This is a genomic window from Pantoea sp. CFSAN033090 (assembly GCF_001264395.1).
Lineage (GTDB): Bacteria > Pseudomonadota > Gammaproteobacteria > Enterobacterales > Enterobacteriaceae > Pantoea > Pantoea agglomerans.
Window position 1 is genome coordinate 143,699 of record NZ_LGYX01000023.1, and the last position, 17,726, is coordinate 161,424.

Sequence of the window (17,726 nt, forward strand, 5' to 3'; positions counted from 1 at the left end):
TAATTGACACTCGCCTCGCATACTCCGGCCATTGACGCGGCTCTGAACCCCTCAGCTCCGCACCTGATGTGATAATGAGGAAACGTGATGATAACCGGAAAAATAACGCTGCACATGGTCTGTTTTTCGCTGGGATTCAGTGCCGCGACTGCCATGGCTGATGAGACTACGCCGCCGCCAAGCGTCACGCTGGGCATTGCAGGTATCAATGCACCACGCTATAGCGGCGCAGATAAGCAGCACTGGCAGCTGATGCCGGTGATCCAGGCACGCGACGGGGCCTTCTTTTTAGACTCACAGAAAGGCATTGGCTATGACCTGCAGGCAGATAATGGACTGTATCTGGAACATACGCTGGGCTACGGGCTGGGCCGTTCTGACCAGAATTCATCCTGGCGTGACGGGGATGACCGGCTCAGAGGCATGGGGAACATCGACGCAACGATGAACACCGCGCTGGCGCTGGGATGGTCGGTAACGCCGTGGCTGGTGCTGGAGGGCAAAGCGACGCTGCCATTAAGTGATAGTCAGGGCGTGCAGTACCGGACTTCCGTGACCCTGATCCCCTGGCAGACCAGCAGCGATACTGTGGCACTGCAGGTGGCGGGACTGTTTGGCGACGGGCGTTATATGAATACCTGGTATGGCGTTAACCGCAAGCAAAGTGCGCGCAGTGGTTTTGAACGCTATGACGCCGCGGGTGGATTTTATGGCACCGACACCAGCCTGACCTGGAGCCATCAGTTCACACCCGCCTGGGCGGCCAGTGTGATCGGTGACTACAGCTGGCTGGATAAGCATGCTTCAGATAGCCCCATCGTTGCACGGCACAACGGCGCATCGGCCACCCTGGCATTGAGCTACACCTTCTGAATGGCACCATGAAGAAAAGTGAGATGCGCAGCCACCGTCTTTTGCTTGCGGCACTGATTCTGTTGTATGTAGTGGTCTATACCCTGACAGGCGTGGCGCTTAGCCTGTTGGATGCGCCGGGACGGGGATAGGGAGCGAGCGGTATAAACAGCGTGATCGGGCTGGTTATGCCGTGACTTAAATAGAAAATTAACTTTTCGTAAAGCGGTTCAGACATTAATGGTCAGCGTTAGAAGTTTCGGGTACATCCGGAGGTTTTAATTATCGCTATATAAATTGATTAAGGTTGTTAATTTAGAACGCGTCGTAATCTATCTTGCTAATAAATTTTTTAAAAGACTATGGGTGTAGTTAATCTATATAGACTGGGCAAGGTTTAAATATTATAAATTAAAATGTGATCTATTAAGATAGCCTCTTCGCTGTGGTAGCAGCGCATGGAATTTACAGGGGCTGAACTGATGAAAAATAAAAAAAGTGCTACACCTCATGATGCTACTTTTCGACAGTTTCTTACGCATCCGGATGTTGCCAGAGATTTTATGCAGATCCACCTTCCGGAGAAATTGCTTAAAATCTGCGATCTCACCACACTGAATCTTGAGTCCGGATCATTTGTTGAAGACGATTTGCGTCAATACTTCAGTGACGTTTTGTATAGTCTCAGAACCTCAACCGGTGACGGATATATTCATGTTCTGATTGAACACCAATCCACCCCTGACAGGCATATGGCATTCCGCCTGATACGTTATGCGGTAGCCGCTATGCAGCGCCACCTTGAAGCTGGCCATAAAAAACTGCCTTTAGTCATACCTGTACTGTTCTATACCGGTAAGCGCACTCCCTATCCGTGGTCGACCCGCTGGTTCGACGAATTTGATGATCCGGTAGTGGCGGAAAGCCTTTATAGAGGCGCCTTCCCGCTGGTGGACATTACGGTCATCCCGGATGATGAGATCATGACTCATCGCAGTATGGCCGCCCTGACGCTTTTGCAGAAACATATTCATCAACGCGACATTGCAAGCCTGACTGACCATCTGGTCACGCTACTCATGGCCGATTATCTTTCTTCACCCCAGGTGATGACGCTGATACACTATTTACTGCAGGCTGGTGAGTCAGCTGACTACGAAGCTTTCGTTCGCGAACTGGCACAGCGGGTGCCACAACACGGAGACGCACTGATGACCATCGCACAGCAGCTTGAACAAAAAGGGATCGAAAAAGGTCGCGCAGAAGGTATCGAGCTTGGTGAACGGCGTGGTATTGAGAAAGGTCGTACTGAAGGGCAGCGTGAAGCTACCCTGAAAATTGCGCGCACTATGCTACAAAACGGCCTTGATCGTAAAACTGTCATAGAAATGACCGGCCTGACGTCAGACGATCTGGCGCAAATACGACACTAATATAAACAAGAGTAAACCCGGTCATGACCGGGTTATCGTTTTAAATACCGCACCAGATAAATCATCATAATTATCAGAAAGGTGTAACCTGCATACGTCCTGAACTATAAGCCATTATTTGTCTGGCTGACGCTGCAGGAAATTCCAGGTTGCGCCCAACATGCCGGAGTCGTTGCCGTAGGTCGCGGTATCAATGCGGATATCAAGATCATATTTTGCCAGCTGCTCTGCCAGTTCCTCGAGGAACGGCTCCCGCTCGGTAATTCCACCACCGATAAATATCATCTGCGGATCGAACACGCTGAAGAGGTTATATAAGCAGGCTGCAAGATCCTGGTAGAATTTATTCACCACCTGCTGCGCGGCTTCTTCTTTGCGATCGTATGCGTCAAAGACATCTTTACCCGTGACGTCGTCGGAAGATTTTTCGATGAGCTGGCTGTAATTCTCCCGAAGCGCCGTCATGGTACAGCTCTGGCTCATGGTGTGGCGTTCAATATTGCTGCTGGTGGGGCGCGAAGTCAGCAGGCAACCAAACTCGCCCGCGCGATTACGACCGCCCCGGATCAGCGCGCCGTTGCAGAAGGCCGCTCCGCCTAATCCTGTGCCGATAGTTAACATCAGAAAATCACTGAGCTTTTTTGCTTTGCCCAGCCACTGTTCAGCCAGTAAGGCGCAATGGGCGTCATTTTCGACCGTGGCAGGCAGTGAGGTTTTTTCCGTCAGCCACTGGCTCAGATGAAACTGGTCGAAGTCCCGAATGGTGCCGCCCATGGCGATATATCCGGCTTCTGCATCAATATAACCGGGCGTGCTGACGGCGATGCCAGCACAGCCGGGATTTTTCTCCAGCCAGGCCAGGATCTCATCAAGTATTTTGTCGCGTGAATTATGGGAAATATCAGCACTCTCACTGGTCAGAATATTTCCCTGCTCATCAATCACGCCCATTTTTAAAGAGGTACCACCAATATCGAAAGCTGCAATCTTCATTAACGTTCTCTGAGGTTGTTTTCATCCGATTAATTGTAGTGCTGAAAGAAAAAGGGCAGGGGGTCTGACGGAGGCAATTTTGTCAGGAAAGGTACAGATTTATAAAGCGAGTGTTGTACAGAGGGTGTTTTGATAAACCCCGGCACACACGGAACAGCTGTGCATGATTTTCAGGACGTTCGATGTATTACCCGCGCTGAGAGGGTGTCTGGCAGCGCGGGCTTAATCGTCACTCTGCAGTCATTGCCACTTACGCAACAGGAGACTGGCGTTGACGCCGCCAAAACCAAAACCGTTCGACATGGCATAAGTCAGCGCCGTGGGACGTGCATTGAGCGCCACCAGGTCAAGATTGCCTGCGGCTTCATCGGGATGATGGAGGTTCAGCGTCGGCGGAATAAGCTGCTGCCGCAGCGCCATCAGGGTGAATATCGCCTCAACGCCGCCTGCCGCACCCAGCAGATGGCCGGTGGCGGATTTAGTTGAGGCAATCGCGACCTGCGAATCATCGCCAAACACTGCACGAATAGCCGCCAGCTCACCGTGATCGCCAACCTGAGTTGAGGTTGCGTGTGCGTTGATATGCTGGACGTCTTCCGGGCTGATGCCCGCCTGATGCAGGGCGGTTCTCATCGCCCGCGCAGCCCCGCTGCCATCCTCCGGACCCGCGGTTAAGTGGTATGCATCGGCGCTGGTGCCATAGCCGACAATCTCCGCCAGCGGTGTCGCACCGCGTGCTTCGGCATGAGCCAGCGACTCAATCACCAGCAGGCCTGCACCTTCGGCCATCACAAAGCCGCTTCTGTCACGATCAAACGGACGTGAGGCATGGTGCGGCTGATCTTCATAGCCCACACATAGCGCACGTGCAGCCGCGAAACAGCCCAGCGTGACGCGATCCAGCGCCGCTTCTGTGCCGCCACAAATAGCAATGTCCGCTTCACCGCTTCTTATTAACCTTGCGGCGTCACCAATCGCCTGAACTCCCGCCGCACAGGCGGTAACGGGCGCACCCAGCGGGCCGGTGAAGCCGTGTTTGATCGAGACATGACCCGCGGCCATGTTGGCCAGAAACGAAGGTGCTGTAAAGGGTGAGAGCCTGCGCGGGCCGCGTGCATCGGTGGTGCGCACCGCGTCGGCAATGGCACCAAAGCCGCCGACGCCTGAAGCAATAATCGTCGCGGTACGTTCACGCGTCGCCTCATCTTCAGGATGCCAGGCTGCCTGATTCAGCGCTTCTTCTGCTGCCAGCAGCGCGAATTCTATAAAGCGCGACATCTTTTTACGCTCTTTCGGCGCAATGAACGCTTCGGGGTCGTAACCTGCCAGCGGATCTTCATCGATGCCCGGCACGCTGCCACCTACTGAAATACCGGTGCCAGCAGTAAGCGTATCGGGAAGGGTACGTATACCTGATTCTCCAGCCGTTAATCGCCGCCAGACGGTTTCAACGCCACAACCCAGTGGCGAAACGATGCCCGCGCCGGTAATGACAATGCGTTGTGATGAGGCTAAGTGACTCATTGGATTACTCCCGTAGAGAGTCCGGACAGTGATTGAAATGCTGCCGCAGACAATGGATACACGCCTTGAGCGCGGAAGGTGAGACCCTGCGTAGAATGGTGCGATGGACGAACGCAGGGATGGAATAGAGCAGAGAGAGATAAGCTTAGCAGCATCAGAATCCTGAGCGATAACCAGACAGAGTGCTATCGTTGCTCTTGTGACTAAATAAGTCAATAGTCACATCATGCGCAATGTTCAGGGCGCAAGGCTACGTAACACCAGCGCTGCCAGTTGTGCAGAGGCTTCTTCAGCGTCATCAAGGCTGTACTGCAGCAGTACCGGACTGGCGTAGGGTTTGATCACCCGATAGATTGCCTCCGCCGCTTCGTCAGCCGGGGTTTTACGCTCAAACTCACCTGCTTCACGCCCCCGGCGCAGGATCTGCTGAATCAGGCTGAGCAGTCGTTCTTCATGCGCCATCGCCGACGGCCAGCGGTCACGCGACGCGACGGCAGCAATATCATAGAGTTTACGTTCGTGAAAAAAGAGTTCAGTGCCGGTGACGGAAAGCGTGCGGAACAGTCGCCGCAGTTGTTCCGATGCTCCAGGCGCATCGGCGATAGCGACTTCGACGTGCTGCATAATCATCGCAAGCCGGGTGGAGCAAATCACTTCGCCAATCGCCTGTTTTGATTCAAAAAATTTGTAGATATACGCTTTGGAAAAGCCGATAGCACGGGCGAGATCGGAGACGGTGGTTTTTTCGTAACCATAATGCGCGAAGTGCTGCATGGCAGCATCGACAATCTGGTCACGCACATTGTGCCCGGCCGGGCCGCGTGTGCCATTTTCCGTTACGGATTGAGTCATTGTCAGAACCTGGCAGATCAAAGGTGGGTGAAAAAATTCAGTGACCACTGTTAAGGGTGGTCACATTTTAGGCCCTGTTGCGATCAAAAGCCATATTTTGAACGGGCTGAATGTATGCTGGTGTTGCTGAGTGCCACCAGCCGGTTATTGGCGCAGCGTATCTATAGAGATATTCCAGTGATTGAGCTTGTTATAGAGCGCCGTGCGAGAAATGCCCAGCAGCTTAGCGGACTGCCGCAGATTACCCCCCTGCGCGCGAAGGGTCTGCAGGATGCAGGCTCGTTCATTATCCTGCAACAGGCTGCTGGCCGCTGGTCTGTTTTCGGCTGCGCGCGTCACCATCGCTGGCGGCAAATCGGCAAGGTCGATGATGCTGCTCTGGCAAAGATTAACGATCCGCTCGACCAGATTTTCCAGCTCGCGCACGTTGCCGGGCCAGTGCCATGCCTGCAGGGCGTTCATTGCTTCAATGCTCACCTGCGGAGGCGTTTTATTCAGCCGCTGACACAGGGCGTGAATGAAGGTATTCACCAGATCAGGAATGTCGCTCTGGCGTTCACGCAGGGCAGGGATGGTCAGGGAGATAACATTGAGGCGATAGAACAGGTCACGGCGGAAAGCACCCTGTTCCACTGCACTGAGCAGATCGCAATGGGTTGCCGCCACGATGCGGACATCCACTTTCAGCGGATGCGCCGCTCCGATGCGCAGTACCTCACTCTCCTGCAGCACGCGCAGCAGGCTGGTCTGTGCCTCCAGTGGCATCTCACCAATTTCATCCAGAAACAGCGTGCCACCGTCGGCCAGCTCAAATTTACCTGCCGAACCGCCGCGCCGTGAGCCGGTGAACGCGCCATCGACGTAGCCGAATAGCTCACTCTGCACCAGGTCACGCGGCAGTGCGCCGCAGTTAACCGCGACAAAGGACTCATGCGCCCGGCTGCTGGCATTGTGGATCGCCTGAGCAAACAGCTCTTTACCGGTTCCGCTTTCACCGGTCAGCAGAACGGTACTGTCACTGCGACTGCTGGCGCGGGCATCCTGAAGAGCCTTCTGCAGCGTGGGTGCCTGACCACGAATCATCTCAAAGGTATAGCTGGCGCTGACGCCAAGCACACGACGGGTAATGGCACGGATGCGCTGATTTTCCCGCAGCGACAGGATGCGACCGCCATCCGGTGCCGGCATCAGCGAGACCAGGCATGAAACACTGGGTCTGCCATCGGGGCGGAACACCATCTCGCGGTCATTACAGCAGGGTAGTGTGAGCAATGAACCGGACTGGGGCTGAAGCACCTGATCGATCAGGGCGTTGTCGGTATCAATACCGGCAAAGATCTGACGAGCGTAGCGATTCAGGGTTTTGATGCGTCCGTCGCGGTCGCAGACCACAACGCCCTCATTCAGGGTCTCCAGTATCGACTGCTGCTCGGCCAGCAGACGGCGTAAGGTGAGTTGCTGGCCAATTGCCTCTGCGGCAGCCTGCACGGTGCCCAGCGTATGGGCACTGAAATTGTCAGGCGTGGCGGTCAGCGTCAGTACGCCGGTCATACGACCGCTGGCATCACGGATAGGAGCTGCGGCGCACTGCCGGTTACGTTCACGCAGCGCGATTTTCCAGTTTTCTCCGCTGAGTACATAGACCAGCCGCTGCTCGCGCAGGCAGCGCGCGGTGCAGTTGGTGCCGAGCACCTCCTCACGCAGGATGCTGCCGACCGGAGTCAGGTCGCTGCCGCAAAAACTCAGTACGATGCCTTGCGCATCTGTGAGATTGATATGACCATCGGGATTGTAAGCCAGCAGGTTCTCCATCACGCTATGCGCCACAGTAATCAGCTCACTGTTATGACGCAGAACGGCGGCCAGCTCCGTTGGATCGGAGGCACTGTACTCAAAAGATACCGGATCGATGCCATGTTCGTGCGAGCGGTTCCATGACTGCAAAATACTGCGGCGGATCCAGCGCGGCTGTTCACCCTGGCTAAATGCCTGCCAGCCCCGGGCAAACCGAGCTTCCCACTGTGCCGCATCACCGCCTTCCGGCAGGCTGAATATGGCATCGCTCTCTTCTTTATTAGGCAGCAAATCATGCAAAGATTGCATTTCACTCTCTCGTGGTCGATGGAATGTCCATTTTAATGACATGTTAAGTTGACATGTAAATTTTATTTTCAATTCTGATGTGCCATCTGCGAGCGCGTTCACATAAAAGCCCGCTTTAAAACTGGCATCCACTTTGCAACGCTGACACTAACTCTCACCTGTCAAAAACAATGGGAAAGTTAAGGTGTTATGCGTAAACATAATCTGAAGTTGTTGCTGTTCATCTGTTCCATCGCCTCATTGAGCGGGGTGATCCTCGGTTATGACGCCTCAGTGATTTCCGGCGTTATTGAGCCATTGACGGAACACCTTGCACTAACGCCGTGGCAAAGTGGATGGGCTGTTTCAAATGTCATCCTCGGCTGTATCGTCGGCGCTGGCTGTGTCGGCGCGATCTCAGATCGGATCGGGCGTAAACCTACACTGGTGATCACCGCGCTGTTATTTGCCGTGTCTGCGGTGGGTTCTGCGCTGGCAGATTCCCTAACCGGTTTTGTGATTTACCGACTGGTGGGTGGCCTGGCGGTCGGGATGGCGTCGGCAATTACGCCGCTCTATATCGCAGAGGTCTCACCTAAGGACTGGCGAGGGCGCATGCTTGGGCTGCAGCAGATGCTGATGGTTGGCGGTCAGGTCACGGTCTATGTGGTGAACTACCTGATTGCACGCGGTATGCCCCATGCCTGGATAGTCAGTGAAGGCTGGCGCTGGATGCTGGCGTCGGGTGTGGTGCCTTGCCTGCTGTTTCTGGCACTGGTGCCCTTTATGCCGGAATCACCACGCTGGCTGGCGTTAAACGGCAAGCGTGAACGCGCGCTGGCAGTGCTGACCCGGCTTTCGACGCCTGAACATGCGCGGCGTTTGCTGGCAGAAATCAGTGCGCCGGACGCGGATTCTGTTACCCGTCAGCAGGGAACCCGTCTGCTCCGCGACGCCAGAATGCGTTACATCCTGCTGATCGGCTGCGCGATTGCGATTCTGCAGCAGGTTTCGGGCATCAACATCCTGCTGTATTACGCACCGTCGCTGCTGCAGAACATCTCACCGGATACACAGACCTCCCTCTATCACAGCATTTTCCTCGGACTGGCGCTGCTGGTCGGAGTAGCGTTTTGTCTGAACGCAGTGGATCGCTGGGGACGGACGCGTCTGCTGCGCTGGGGAGCGCTGGGTTGCGCTGTCAGCCTGGTGATTACCGCCTGGGCCTTTATAGCGCAGATCGGTGGCCTGCTGCCGGTTGTGGGCCTGGTGGCGTTCGTACTGATTTTTGGTATGTCATGGAGTCTGGGTGCCTGGCTACTGATCTCTGAAATATTTCCCAACCGGATTCGTGCGGTCGCGATGGGCTACGCCTTTTCTTCGATGTATCTCGCCAATTTCATCGTTACTCAGACTTTCCCGATGATGAACCGTAGCCGTTTGCTGATGGATCACTTCCATGGTGCTTTTCCACTGATGCTCTGCGCCGCTGGCTGCCTGGTGGCCTTCTGGTTTGTAAAACGTTTTCTGCCTGAAACCCGAGGCATCTCACTGGAGCACATCGAGCCGCTGATGCTTTCAAAATCCCGTCGTTTTGCCGCCAAAGCGCAGGCGACATCCGGACACCCTATTCAGCCTGACTGGGCTGACAACAAAAAACAGGAGCAGTTATGAACCTTAAAACAGTACGAGTGGGATTGATCGGTGCTGGCCGCATGGGCAGTTTTCATGCAGAGAATCTGGCGCTGCGGGTGCCTGGGGCACGGCTGACAGCGGTCGCCGACCTGCAACCCGGCGCAGCGCAGAAACTGGCAGACCGGCTGGGGGTGGAGAAAGCCTATACCGATATCCAGGCGTTACTCAATGACAGCGAAATCGATGCCGTTGCTATTGCTACGCCGGCTCGCACTCACGCCGAACTGGTGATCGCTGCAGCCCGGGCTGGCAAGCACGTGTTTTGCGAAAAACCGATGGCGGTAACGCTGGATGAGGCAGATCGGGCGATCGCGGCCGCACAGGATGCGGGCGTTGTGTTGCAGGTCGGCTTCAATCGTCGATTCAATGCAGGCTTCGCCGCAGCTATTGAAGCTGTCAGAGCAGGCACCAATGGCACCACCCAGCTAAGCCGTTCGGTGACACGCGACCCTGGCCTGCGCGATCCGGCCCCGATCCCGCAGTGGACCATCTTCCTTGAAACCTTAATCCATGACTTCGACACCCTTCTGCACTTCAATCCGGGTTCCCGGCCGGTTGAGGTCTATGCGCTGGCTGATGCGCTGGTGCGTCCCGATTTTAAAGATAAGGGATTACTTGATACCGCGGTGGTGACCATCCGCTTTGATAACGGTGCCATTGCCACTGCGGAAGCCAACTTCCAGGCAGTTTACGGTTATGACGTTCGCGGTGAGGTGTTTGGCAGTAAAGGTATGCTGCAGGCGGGCAACATCAATCAGGACAACTGTGTGCGCTATCACGCCGAGGGTATTGCCATCGCAACGTCTCGAATGGATACCGATCTGCTGCGTGAGGCCTATGTTGCTGAAATGGCAGAATTCGCCCGCGCGATTCTGCACGGTGACACGCCGCGCGCTACTGGCACTGATGCGCGTAACGCGCTGGAAATTGCGCTGGCCTGTATTGAATCGGTGCAGCAACGCAAACCCATTCTGTTGGGAGAACGCTAATGGCCGGTTATCAGCTTTCAGTCTGTGCGGAGATGGTGTTTCTCGAACTGCCTTTTATCGCGCGTGTTGAGCGGATTCATGCGCTGGGATTTGGCGTGGAGATCTGGAACTGGGCCAACAAAGATATCGACGCGCTGGTGGCGACAGGTGCGCGTTTTACCTCCATGACCGGCTACCTCAACGGTAACCTGACTGATGATGATGAGATTGCAGAGTTGCTGCATAGCGCAGAAACCTCACTGGCGATTGCAGATCGTCTGAACTGCCCGAGCCTGAATCTGCATGGCACCGGGCTGGATGCTCACGGCCAGGCGGTTCGTCCGGTTGAGGTGGTTACCGGTGAGATGTGGCTTAAAGCGGCCGACACCCTGCGGCGTGTCGCTGCGCTCGGCGAGCAGGCCGGGCGGGTATTTACTCTCGAAAACCTGAATCTGGCAGTTGATCATCCGGGTACGCCATTCGCACGGGCTGCCGATACGCTGGCGCTGGTCGAAGCGGTCAACAGCCCGGCACTGAAGATGAATCTGGACCTCTATCACGCCCAGATTGGAGAGGGCAACCTGATAGAGCTGATACGACGCTGCGGCCCCGCTGTCGGTGAAATCCAGGTGGCTGATGTGCCGGGGCGCATGCAGCCTGGCACCGGGGAAATTAACTATCGCGCCATTGCCCGTGCGCTGGAGCAGGTCGGCTATTGCGGCGTCGTTGCGCTGGAGGGCTGGGCCGAAAGCGACAGCGAAACAGCCCTGGCACAGTTCCGCGATCACTTTACGTTGTGAGCTCTGCCGCCGGGTATTTGCCTGTTGCCCGGCGGTTCTATCAATAATAAACCCTACAGGATTACGCGATGAAAACCAAAATGTTAGCACTGCTGCTCAGCCTGATGATCAGCGTTACCGCCTGGGCTAAAACACCTAAAATTGGTGTCGCACTGGCTAATTTCGATCTTAACTTCGTATCGATTCTGCGGACGCAGATGGTGGATGAGATAAAAGCGCTGAAAATGGATGGGCAGTTCGTCGATGCCAAAGGGGATGTAGCTCTTCAGGTACAGCAGGTTGAAGACTTTATCAATCAGGGCGTGGATGCCATTATTCTCAACCCGGTCGATACACAGGGCGTACTGCCGATGGTGAAAGCGGCAGAAGCGGCGGGCATTCCGCTGGTGTTTGTTAACCGTAAACCGGAAGTGAAATTACCGTCCAGTATGGCCTATGTCGGTTCTGACTCTGCCCTGGGGGGTGAGATGCAGATGGAAGCGCTGGCAAAACAGATGAACTATCGGGGCAATGTCGCCATTTTAATGGGCGCATTATCAAATGAAGAAGCGCGGGAACGGACGCGTGCCGTTGAAGCGGTGATCGCTAAATATAAGCAGATGGCGGTAATCGAAAAACAGACTGCACGCTGGCAGCGTAATGAAGCGGTAGACGTAGTTTCGGGCTGGCTGCTTAATCAGCGACCGATCGATGCAATCGCCGCCAATAATGATGAAATGGCTATCGGGGCTATTATGGCGCTGAATCAGGCGAAAAACAGCCACATTCTGGTTGCCGGGATCGATGGCACGCCTGATGGTCAGCAGTTCGTCAAAAATGGAAAGATGACGCTGACTATTTTCCAGGATGCGAAAGGGCAGGCGACAGGCGCTGTGAAAGTCGTGAAAGCGTTACTGGATAAACAGAAAGTCGAATCACTGAACTGGATCCCCTATAAAACCATTACTCAAAGTAATTATGCGGAGTTTGCTGCCGCTAATCAGCCATAAAAATCGCCGCTAACCTTATGATTCTTTGTCGTTTCTTAAATAATTAACCAGCTGCCGGGCAGGGACGCACTCTGCCCGGCCCGTTCTGCTGGCTAATCTGTAAAAATTTCCTTAATCGCCTGATTAACGCGTCTGTAGTGCTTCTTCATATAAGCTGAATTATACTGTCGATAAATGAGCGGAAATTCAGTGATTTCTTAATGATTTACATAATCGATGATCAGGTTTCTTACAATTCTGATGACTGCACGCTTAGCCACATTCCTACTCAGGAATCGCTGAGCCTAAGTATTTCTTCAGGTCGGCTTTTTGAACAGTTACTGAATTCCGGAGGAGAAATACTGGCGCGTGATACGTTGCTGACCGAGGTCTGGGATAAATATGGCCTGCGTGGATCGAATAGTAATCTGAATCAATATCTGAGTATTGTGCGCAGGGCGCTCGCGGCTTATGGTTGTGAAAATCTGATTATCACCATCCCGAAAATTGGTATACGCCTGAATACCGATATTAAAATTGAACGTCAATCAGCCCCGGTCATGGGGGTGACGGAAGTTTTAACTGATGACATATCGGAAGGAAGTATAACTGAAGGGTCTGCTGAAAACGTTGTCCTGCCTGCCACTCCGCCCGGTAATCAGCTGCCAGCTACGTCCGTTAACGTCACCCGGCGATATTGGTTTGCTTCTGTTGCTCTGATATTGCTGGGCATGGTGCTCTGGTATTTCACGGTATCTCGTCCTGACGAGCAAATTATTCCAATGAGTGCCATTAAACTTGAAGGTGGCTGCGAAGCAGTATTATTGCAGGGTCTGGATGAGGTTGAACGACAGGCATTGGGTAAGCAAATAGTGCAAATTCTAAGGGAAAATAATCAAACCTGCGATGCGGGTCACCGGATTATTTTTGATAAAAACACCTCTTTTACTACTAAGAATTTCGGAAGAACAATTCTTTCATCGTGTAAAATTAATAGCGATGGTCATATCATCTCATGCGACAATTTTTATTATCTTGACTGGAGAATGGGATGAAGCGGAGCATTGGTATTAATATTATCTTCATGCTGGCTGCGCTATTAATGGTGACTTTTGCAGGGGGTTATTACTTAACACATCAGGCCAAAGATTTTCCTTTTCGATGCTCAGCGTTTAGCCGTTACGATCTCAGTCGTAATGATGATAAACGAATTGAGTTCGCTGTTGCCCAGGATTTACGTTTTGATAAAAAGGATTCAGGCTATCTGTTGCTGAATGGGCAGGCAACGAGCAATGACGGTGTTACTATTCTTAACAGAAGGGTTGCATTAATCAATGGCGCTAAAATTTCCGATGATACTTACCGGTATCAGATCAGCAAAGTTGTCACTTCGAATACTGATACTACCCCTGATGTCATCTTTAATAAGTTGTTAGCAGAGATCACGCTGGATCCAACGCATCTGCAGTTGGATGTCGATAAGATTGATAAAAATACCTATATTATCGGTGGGCCGATCTCCTATCTCTTTACCTGCCAGCGTTACTGAGCTCTGTAAACGGCTAATTTAGCGGTGTTCATAATGCATGAAACCGGGAAGGATTTATCCTGCCCGGTTTTTCTTTTAACGTTATGTCGTCAGGCTTTGCTGAGGAAAAGTATCAGGGCCAGCTCTGGAAACTCTTCAGGATATTATTAAACAGCTGAATTTCTTCATCGGTCAGGGGGGCAGCCTTTGACAAAGAGAAAATTAATACATCCTCCAGGTTTAAGGTGAAAATCGCCTGCTTTTGATAAAGCCGGATATTATCCGGGCGCAGAAAATCATAAGTAATCATGATGCCTGTGCTCAGATTATCGCCCAACACCACGGGTTGATTTGCCTGCTGCTGCCAGTCTTTCATTTGTCTCTGCAGAATAGCAAGCTGACTGCTGATATATTCTTCTGGATTGTTGTGATTGGCCAGTTTATCACGAGAAATAGTGACGGGTGGCATCGCTGAACGGGGATCCGCCAGCGTGTTCAGGGTTCGCTCGCAGTAGCCTTCCGGTAAAGTAATCATACCTTCGCTAAACCGACAAATATTTTTATCCATGTGTAATCTCCATTTCTTTAGTTTTTTCTGTCTGGCCAAATAACTGCTCTGCGGTAACTTCACTGAGCGTACCGTTATTTAACAGGACGATTTTATCTGCACTTCTTATGGTTTCCGGGCGATGTGCAATCATGATTCGGGTGATTTTCATTTGCTTTATTGCATTGTTGATCTGTGCTTCGTTATAGATATCCAGATGACTGGTTGCTTCGTCCAGTACCAGTATTTTTGGTTCGCGGTAGAGGGCGCGAGCTAGCAGAATACGCTGCAGCTGCCCGCCAGAGAGAAACGATCCCATATCACCGACAAGGCTTTGATAGTTCATCGGCATTTTCATGATATCGCCGTGAATTTGCGCCAGGCGTGCTACACGGGTAATTTTTGCGTGGTCAGGATTATTATCAAAGAAGCTAATATTTTCACTGATCGAGCCTGAGAACAGGATGTCATCCTGCATAACACAGCCGATGCGGTTACGATGGTGTTCAAGTCCTGTCTGGGTAATGTCCATTCCGCCCACGGTGATTGTTCCACCTTCCGGGTGCAGCAGACCCAGAATGATTTTGGCCATGGTGGTCTTTCCCTGACCTGAAGGGCCGACAATCGCAACGCTTTCGCCAGCCTTAATTTCCAGACTGGCACCATTTACTACCCAGGGTTCGGTAGGTGCATAGCGGAAGCGGATATCCGTTAGTTTGATATCCTGCGACGTTTCTGTCTCATCATGCGTATCTTTACTCACCAGTACCGGACTGGCTTCTGAGCTGACTTCAGTTTCTGACAACACGATATCAGCCAGTCGTTCACCATGCATACGCAGCATTCTGAAGTCGATTACGGCGTTGATCAGACCTGCACCGCGGCTCATAAACTGATCGGAGAAGCTAATAAAGGCGGTAAGCATACCTGCAGAGAAGTTGCCATCCAGTACTTGCAGCGCAGCCAGCCAGACCAGTACTACCCTGCCTACAGAAGTGAGCAATCCCTGGGCGGAACCAAACAAAATGTTAAGCTTCTGAATCACAATGCCTTTGTTGGTCGTATCCACCAGGAAATTCATATAGGCGGAGAGACGAGGCACCTGCTTGTTATTGGTTTTTACCGCCTGGATACCGCGAAGCGTTTCCAGTAAAGAAGATTGCGTGCGGGCTGAACTGATGATTTGCTCTTCATTGGCGCGGCGAACAGGATCATAAGCCATGAAGCGTAACAGTGCATAGGCGACAAAAAGGCCAATTACCAGCCAGGCAAGCTTAGCGTTATAGATAAAGAGCATCACTACTGTCACGATCGACATTACCCCATCCAGCACAGTACTAATGAAGCGGCTGGTCAGCGTACTTTGGATGGTGTTCAGCGAGCCATAGCGGGACAGAATGTCACCAACGTGACGGGATTCGAACCATTCAAGTGGCAGCTTTAACATATGGTGACAGACATTGACCGTCCACTGCACGCTGAGCTGGCTTGAGAACCAGCTCATCACCCATGAGCGCAGCGCTGTAATCATGGTCTGAAACAACGCAATCATGATAAAGCCGATCCCGAGCAAGGAGAGTAGTGAGTAATCTGCGGAGACCAGCACCATATCCATCACCCACTGCATAAAGAAGGGGGAGAGTACGCCGAAAAGCTCCAGAGCGATGGACAGGATAAGCACCTGGGCAAAGGCAGATTTCACCCCTGTCACACTGCCCACCAGCTTCATCATCGAGATGCTTTCTTTTTCTTTTTTGACCTCAAAAGTGGAGGAGGGAACCAGCTCCAGTGCAACGCCGGTGAACGCCGGTGATGCTTCTTTAAATGTCAGTTCCCGAATGCCGCGTGCAGGATCGTGAAGCGTGATCTTATTGCCGCGCACTTTTTTTAGCACAACGAAATGGTTCAATTCCCAGTGCAGAATGCAGGGCATGCGTAATTTAGACAGCTCTTCCATATCAACGCGTAACGCACGGGAACTCATATTGAGTTGTTGTGCCATGGCAATGACATCACTAAGTGTTGCACCCTTAAGCGACGTTGCGAACCTGCGACGCAGGGTGATCATGTCGATTTCATGACCGTGATAATTGGCAATCATCCCCAGACAAGCAAGACCACATTCCGTCGCCTGTGACTGACGAATCATCGGCAGGCGGTTAAACCATTTAAAATTGAGTTTCTCTAATAACAACACAGAACAGACCTTTTAATCAGAGAGAGATTTTGTGTCCAAGCGCAAAAATTGGCTCCAGCACCCATTCATAAAGACGACGTTTGTCGACGATAAAATCAGCATCCAGCGCCATACCCGGCTTGAGTTTTTCATTCTGCGCATAAGCAGTAATTGATTGTTTGTCCAGGGAGACCAGCACGCGGTACTGCTGTTCCTGAATATTGTTTTTGCCGGTTAACGTAGTGACTTCCTGAGGAGACAGAGCGGTGCGTGAAACCTCGATAACTTTTCCATACTGTTGACCAAACTTTTGATAAGGAAACGCTTTATAGCGCAGCACCACCCGCTGTCCCGGTTGGATAAAACCAATGGACTGCGTGTTTACCATGATGCGGGCGACCAGTTCAGTATTGCTTGGCAAAACTGCTATGGCTGACTGACCGGCGGTGAGCATCTGTCCATTTTTGACCATAATCATGCCGACATACCCGCTTTTAGGCGCACGTAATTCAAACGAGCGGCGCGCTTCATTTTCAGCCATCGACTGACGGTTATCAGCCAGTTGGCGCTCGATATCGTTACGCTTTTTCTCGTCATCCAGCGGTTTTTCATGCAGCTGTTGCTCGGTCTGAACAATTTTTTGCGAGATGTCCAACAGCTGACGTTGATATTCCTGGTAGCGCGCCTGGCTATCGAGCAGATTAGACTCCTGCTCTTCCATCTGACGGCTTGAGGCATACCCTTCGTTGTGCATGGCTTCCAGCTTGTCCAACTGCATTTTCGCCAGGGAAACCTGTTTCCGACGGTGTGTCAGTTGCAGCTTCAACTGCTCCTGCTGCAGTTTCAGACTGGCGATAGCGTCGGTCAGGCCCTTCATTTCAACCTGATGAAGCTTTTCAAGCGTCACCAGATCCTGCTGAAGCCTTTCACGCTGGCTTTCAGATTCTCGGCAATAACCTGACGAGTCTGACCTAACTGTGTTGAAACCTCTGATGACAACACCATAAGCACATCGTCTTTTTCAACATGCTGGCCCTCTTTTACCGGAATATCGACCACCGTAGCGCTTACGGGGGGCGGAATGATCAGCATGCCATTTTTAGGCAGCAGTTCTCCGGTAGAGGATTCATATTTTGTATAGCTGCCAAATATAAAAAACAGCGCTGTCGCGGCAGTGATCAGCACTACAACGGAAATAACTAACCAGCGATAAGGTGGGCAATAGAGTGCCACAATGCCCAGGTTTCCACGGTTGGCTGCATCAAGTGCCTCCTGACGGAATAGTGACTGTTCCATTTATATAATCAT

17 protein-coding genes are annotated in these 17,726 nt (G+C 52.4%); 9 read left to right on the forward strand and 8 right to left on the reverse strand.

Features of this window, described 5'->3' with window-relative positions:
• The first annotated feature begins 87 nt into the window (after window positions 1-87).
• The 3 genes from AFL22_RS18675 (at window position 88) to AFL22_RS18680 (ending at window position 2,285) form a co-directional block, all read left to right on the forward strand.
• On the forward strand, window positions 88-873 hold the full coding sequence (locus AFL22_RS18675) for a MipA/OmpV family protein (RefSeq protein WP_052271907.1): 786 nt from the start codon (window positions 88-90) through the stop codon (window positions 871-873).
• A gap of 8 nt (window positions 874-881) precedes the next feature.
• Window positions 882-1,004: a hypothetical protein gene (locus AFL22_RS24680; protein ID WP_254920079.1), complete on the forward strand. Its 123-nt coding sequence runs from the start codon at window positions 882-884 to the stop codon at window positions 1,002-1,004.
• 330 nt (window positions 1,005-1,334) lie between these two features.
• Complete coding sequence (locus AFL22_RS18680; RefSeq protein WP_052271908.1) at window positions 1,335-2,285, forward strand: Rpn family recombination-promoting nuclease/putative transposase; 951 nt, start codon at window positions 1,335-1,337, stop codon at window positions 2,283-2,285.
• A 114-nt stretch (window positions 2,286-2,399) separates the two neighbouring features.
• Here the strand turns inward: AFL22_RS18680 and AFL22_RS18685 are convergent, their stop codons facing one another.
• From AFL22_RS18685 to AFL22_RS18700, 4 genes are all read right to left on the reverse strand, one after another.
• Window positions 2,400-3,278 carry an ROK family protein gene (locus tag AFL22_RS18685; RefSeq protein ID WP_010256830.1) on the reverse strand — a complete coding sequence of 293 codons (879 nt, stop codon included), beginning with the start codon at window positions 3,276-3,278 and terminating at the stop codon, window positions 2,400-2,402.
• Between the two features lie 240 nt (window positions 3,279-3,518).
• Window positions 3,519-4,802 carry a beta-ketoacyl-ACP synthase II gene (fabF, locus tag AFL22_RS18690; RefSeq protein WP_052271909.1) on the reverse strand — a complete coding sequence of 428 codons (1,284 nt, stop codon included), beginning with the start codon at window positions 4,800-4,802 and terminating at the stop codon, window positions 3,519-3,521.
• A gap of 237 nt (window positions 4,803-5,039) precedes the next feature.
• Complete coding sequence (locus AFL22_RS18695; RefSeq protein WP_010671991.1) at window positions 5,040-5,654, reverse strand: TetR/AcrR family transcriptional regulator; 615 nt, start codon at window positions 5,652-5,654, stop codon at window positions 5,040-5,042.
• Between the two features lie 144 nt (window positions 5,655-5,798).
• Window positions 5,799-7,757, reverse strand: a complete 1,959-nt coding sequence (locus AFL22_RS18700) for a sigma-54-dependent Fis family transcriptional regulator (RefSeq protein WP_033786420.1) — start codon at window positions 7,755-7,757, stop codon at window positions 5,799-5,801.
• 189 nt (window positions 7,758-7,946) lie between these two features.
• Between AFL22_RS18700 and AFL22_RS18705 the strand changes: the two genes are divergently transcribed.
• The 6 genes from AFL22_RS18705 to AFL22_RS18730 all read left to right on the forward strand — a co-directional run bounded on the left by AFL22_RS18705 (window position 7,947) and on the right by AFL22_RS18730 (window position 13,716).
• On the forward strand, window positions 7,947-9,410 hold the full coding sequence (locus AFL22_RS18705) for a sugar porter family MFS transporter (RefSeq protein ID WP_010256816.1): 1,464 nt from the start codon (window positions 7,947-7,949) through the stop codon (window positions 9,408-9,410).
• Window positions 9,407-10,420, forward strand: a complete 1,014-nt coding sequence (locus AFL22_RS18710) for a Gfo/Idh/MocA family oxidoreductase (protein WP_052271910.1) — start codon at window positions 9,407-9,409, stop codon at window positions 10,418-10,420. Before AFL22_RS18705 ends, AFL22_RS18710 begins: the two co-directional genes overlap by 4 nt.
• Entirely contained in the window at window positions 10,420-11,199 is a 780-nt protein-coding gene (locus tag AFL22_RS18715) for a TIM barrel protein (RefSeq protein WP_052271911.1), read from the forward strand. Before AFL22_RS18710 ends, AFL22_RS18715 begins: the two co-directional genes overlap by 1 nt.
• 68 nt (window positions 11,200-11,267) lie before the next feature.
• Window positions 11,268-12,188: a substrate-binding domain-containing protein gene (locus AFL22_RS18720; RefSeq protein ID WP_010256805.1), complete on the forward strand. Its 921-nt coding sequence runs from the start codon at window positions 11,268-11,270 to the stop codon at window positions 12,186-12,188.
• Between the two features lie 200 nt (window positions 12,189-12,388).
• Entirely contained in the window at window positions 12,389-13,222 is an 834-nt protein-coding gene (locus AFL22_RS18725; RefSeq protein ID WP_022624197.1) for a winged helix-turn-helix domain-containing protein, read from the forward strand.
• Window positions 13,219-13,716, forward strand: coding sequence for a FidL-like protein (locus AFL22_RS18730; RefSeq protein ID WP_052271912.1), 498 nt, complete (start codon window positions 13,219-13,221; stop codon window positions 13,714-13,716). The genes AFL22_RS18725 and AFL22_RS18730 overlap by 4 nt, the downstream gene beginning before the upstream one ends.
• Before the next feature lie 112 nt (window positions 13,717-13,828).
• On the opposite strand, the gene AFL22_RS18735 is transcribed toward AFL22_RS18730, so the two are convergent.
• The 4 genes from AFL22_RS18735 to AFL22_RS24570 are packed head-to-tail and all read right to left on the reverse strand — an operon-like array spanning window position 13,829 to window position 17,714.
• Complete coding sequence (locus AFL22_RS18735) at window positions 13,829-14,263, reverse strand: DcrB-related protein (RefSeq protein ID WP_010256796.1); 435 nt, start codon at window positions 14,261-14,263, stop codon at window positions 13,829-13,831.
• Window positions 14,256-16,439, reverse strand: a complete 2,184-nt coding sequence (locus tag AFL22_RS18740) for a peptidase domain-containing ABC transporter (RefSeq protein WP_072123950.1) — start codon at window positions 16,437-16,439, stop codon at window positions 14,256-14,258. Before AFL22_RS18740 ends, AFL22_RS18735 begins: the two co-directional genes overlap by 8 nt.
• A gap of 16 nt (window positions 16,440-16,455) precedes the next feature.
• Window positions 16,456-17,295 (reverse strand): HlyD family efflux transporter periplasmic adaptor subunit, encoded by an 840-nt coding sequence (locus AFL22_RS18745; protein WP_241773197.1) that lies wholly within the window; start codon window positions 17,293-17,295, stop codon window positions 16,456-16,458.
• Between the two features lie 26 nt (window positions 17,296-17,321).
• Window positions 17,322-17,714: a biotin/lipoyl-binding protein gene (locus AFL22_RS24570; protein ID WP_241773198.1), complete on the reverse strand. Its 393-nt coding sequence runs from the start codon at window positions 17,712-17,714 to the stop codon at window positions 17,322-17,324.
• Window positions 17,715-17,726 lie beyond the last annotated feature (12 nt).

Excerpts from the sequence above, each read along its gene's own strand:
- AFL22_RS18700 (WP_033786420.1), bottom strand. The coding sequence starts at position 7,757 with ATGCAATCTTTGCATGATTTGCTGCCTAATAAAGAAGAGAGCGATGCC.
- AFL22_RS18720 (WP_010256805.1), top strand. The coding sequence starts at position 11,268 with ATGAAAACCAAAATGTTAGCACTGCTGCTCAGCCTGATGATCAGCGTT.
- AFL22_RS18680 (WP_052271908.1), top strand. The coding sequence starts at position 1,335 with ATGAAAAATAAAAAAAGTGCTACACCTCATGATGCTACTTTTCGACAG.
- AFL22_RS18725 (WP_022624197.1), top strand. The coding sequence starts at position 12,389 with ATGATTTACATAATCGATGATCAGGTTTCTTACAATTCTGATGACTGC.
- AFL22_RS18710 (WP_052271910.1), top strand. The coding sequence starts at position 9,407 with ATGAACCTTAAAACAGTACGAGTGGGATTGATCGGTGCTGGCCGCATG.
- AFL22_RS24680 (WP_254920079.1), top strand. The coding sequence starts at position 882 with ATGAAGAAAAGTGAGATGCGCAGCCACCGTCTTTTGCTTGCGGCACTG.
- fabF (WP_052271909.1), bottom strand. The coding sequence starts at position 4,802 with ATGAGTCACTTAGCCTCATCACAACGCATTGTCATTACCGGCGCGGGC.
- AFL22_RS18715 (WP_052271911.1), top strand. The coding sequence starts at position 10,420 with ATGGCCGGTTATCAGCTTTCAGTCTGTGCGGAGATGGTGTTTCTCGAA.
- AFL22_RS18685 (WP_010256830.1), bottom strand. The coding sequence starts at position 3,278 with ATGAAGATTGCAGCTTTCGATATTGGTGGTACCTCTTTAAAAATGGGC.
- AFL22_RS18730 (WP_052271912.1), top strand. The coding sequence starts at position 13,219 with ATGAAGCGGAGCATTGGTATTAATATTATCTTCATGCTGGCTGCGCTA.
- AFL22_RS18705 (WP_010256816.1), top strand. The coding sequence starts at position 7,947 with ATGCGTAAACATAATCTGAAGTTGTTGCTGTTCATCTGTTCCATCGCC.
- AFL22_RS18735 (WP_010256796.1), bottom strand. The coding sequence starts at position 14,263 with ATGGATAAAAATATTTGTCGGTTTAGCGAAGGTATGATTACTTTACCG.
- AFL22_RS18695 (WP_010671991.1), bottom strand. The coding sequence starts at position 5,654 with ATGACTCAATCCGTAACGGAAAATGGCACACGCGGCCCGGCCGGGCAC.
- AFL22_RS18745 (WP_241773197.1), bottom strand. The coding sequence starts at position 17,295 with ATGAAGGGCCTGACCGACGCTATCGCCAGTCTGAAACTGCAGCAGGAG.
- AFL22_RS18675 (WP_052271907.1), top strand. The coding sequence starts at position 88 with ATGATAACCGGAAAAATAACGCTGCACATGGTCTGTTTTTCGCTGGGA.
- AFL22_RS24570 (WP_241773198.1), bottom strand. The coding sequence starts at position 17,714 with ATGGAACAGTCACTATTCCGTCAGGAGGCACTTGATGCAGCCAACCGT.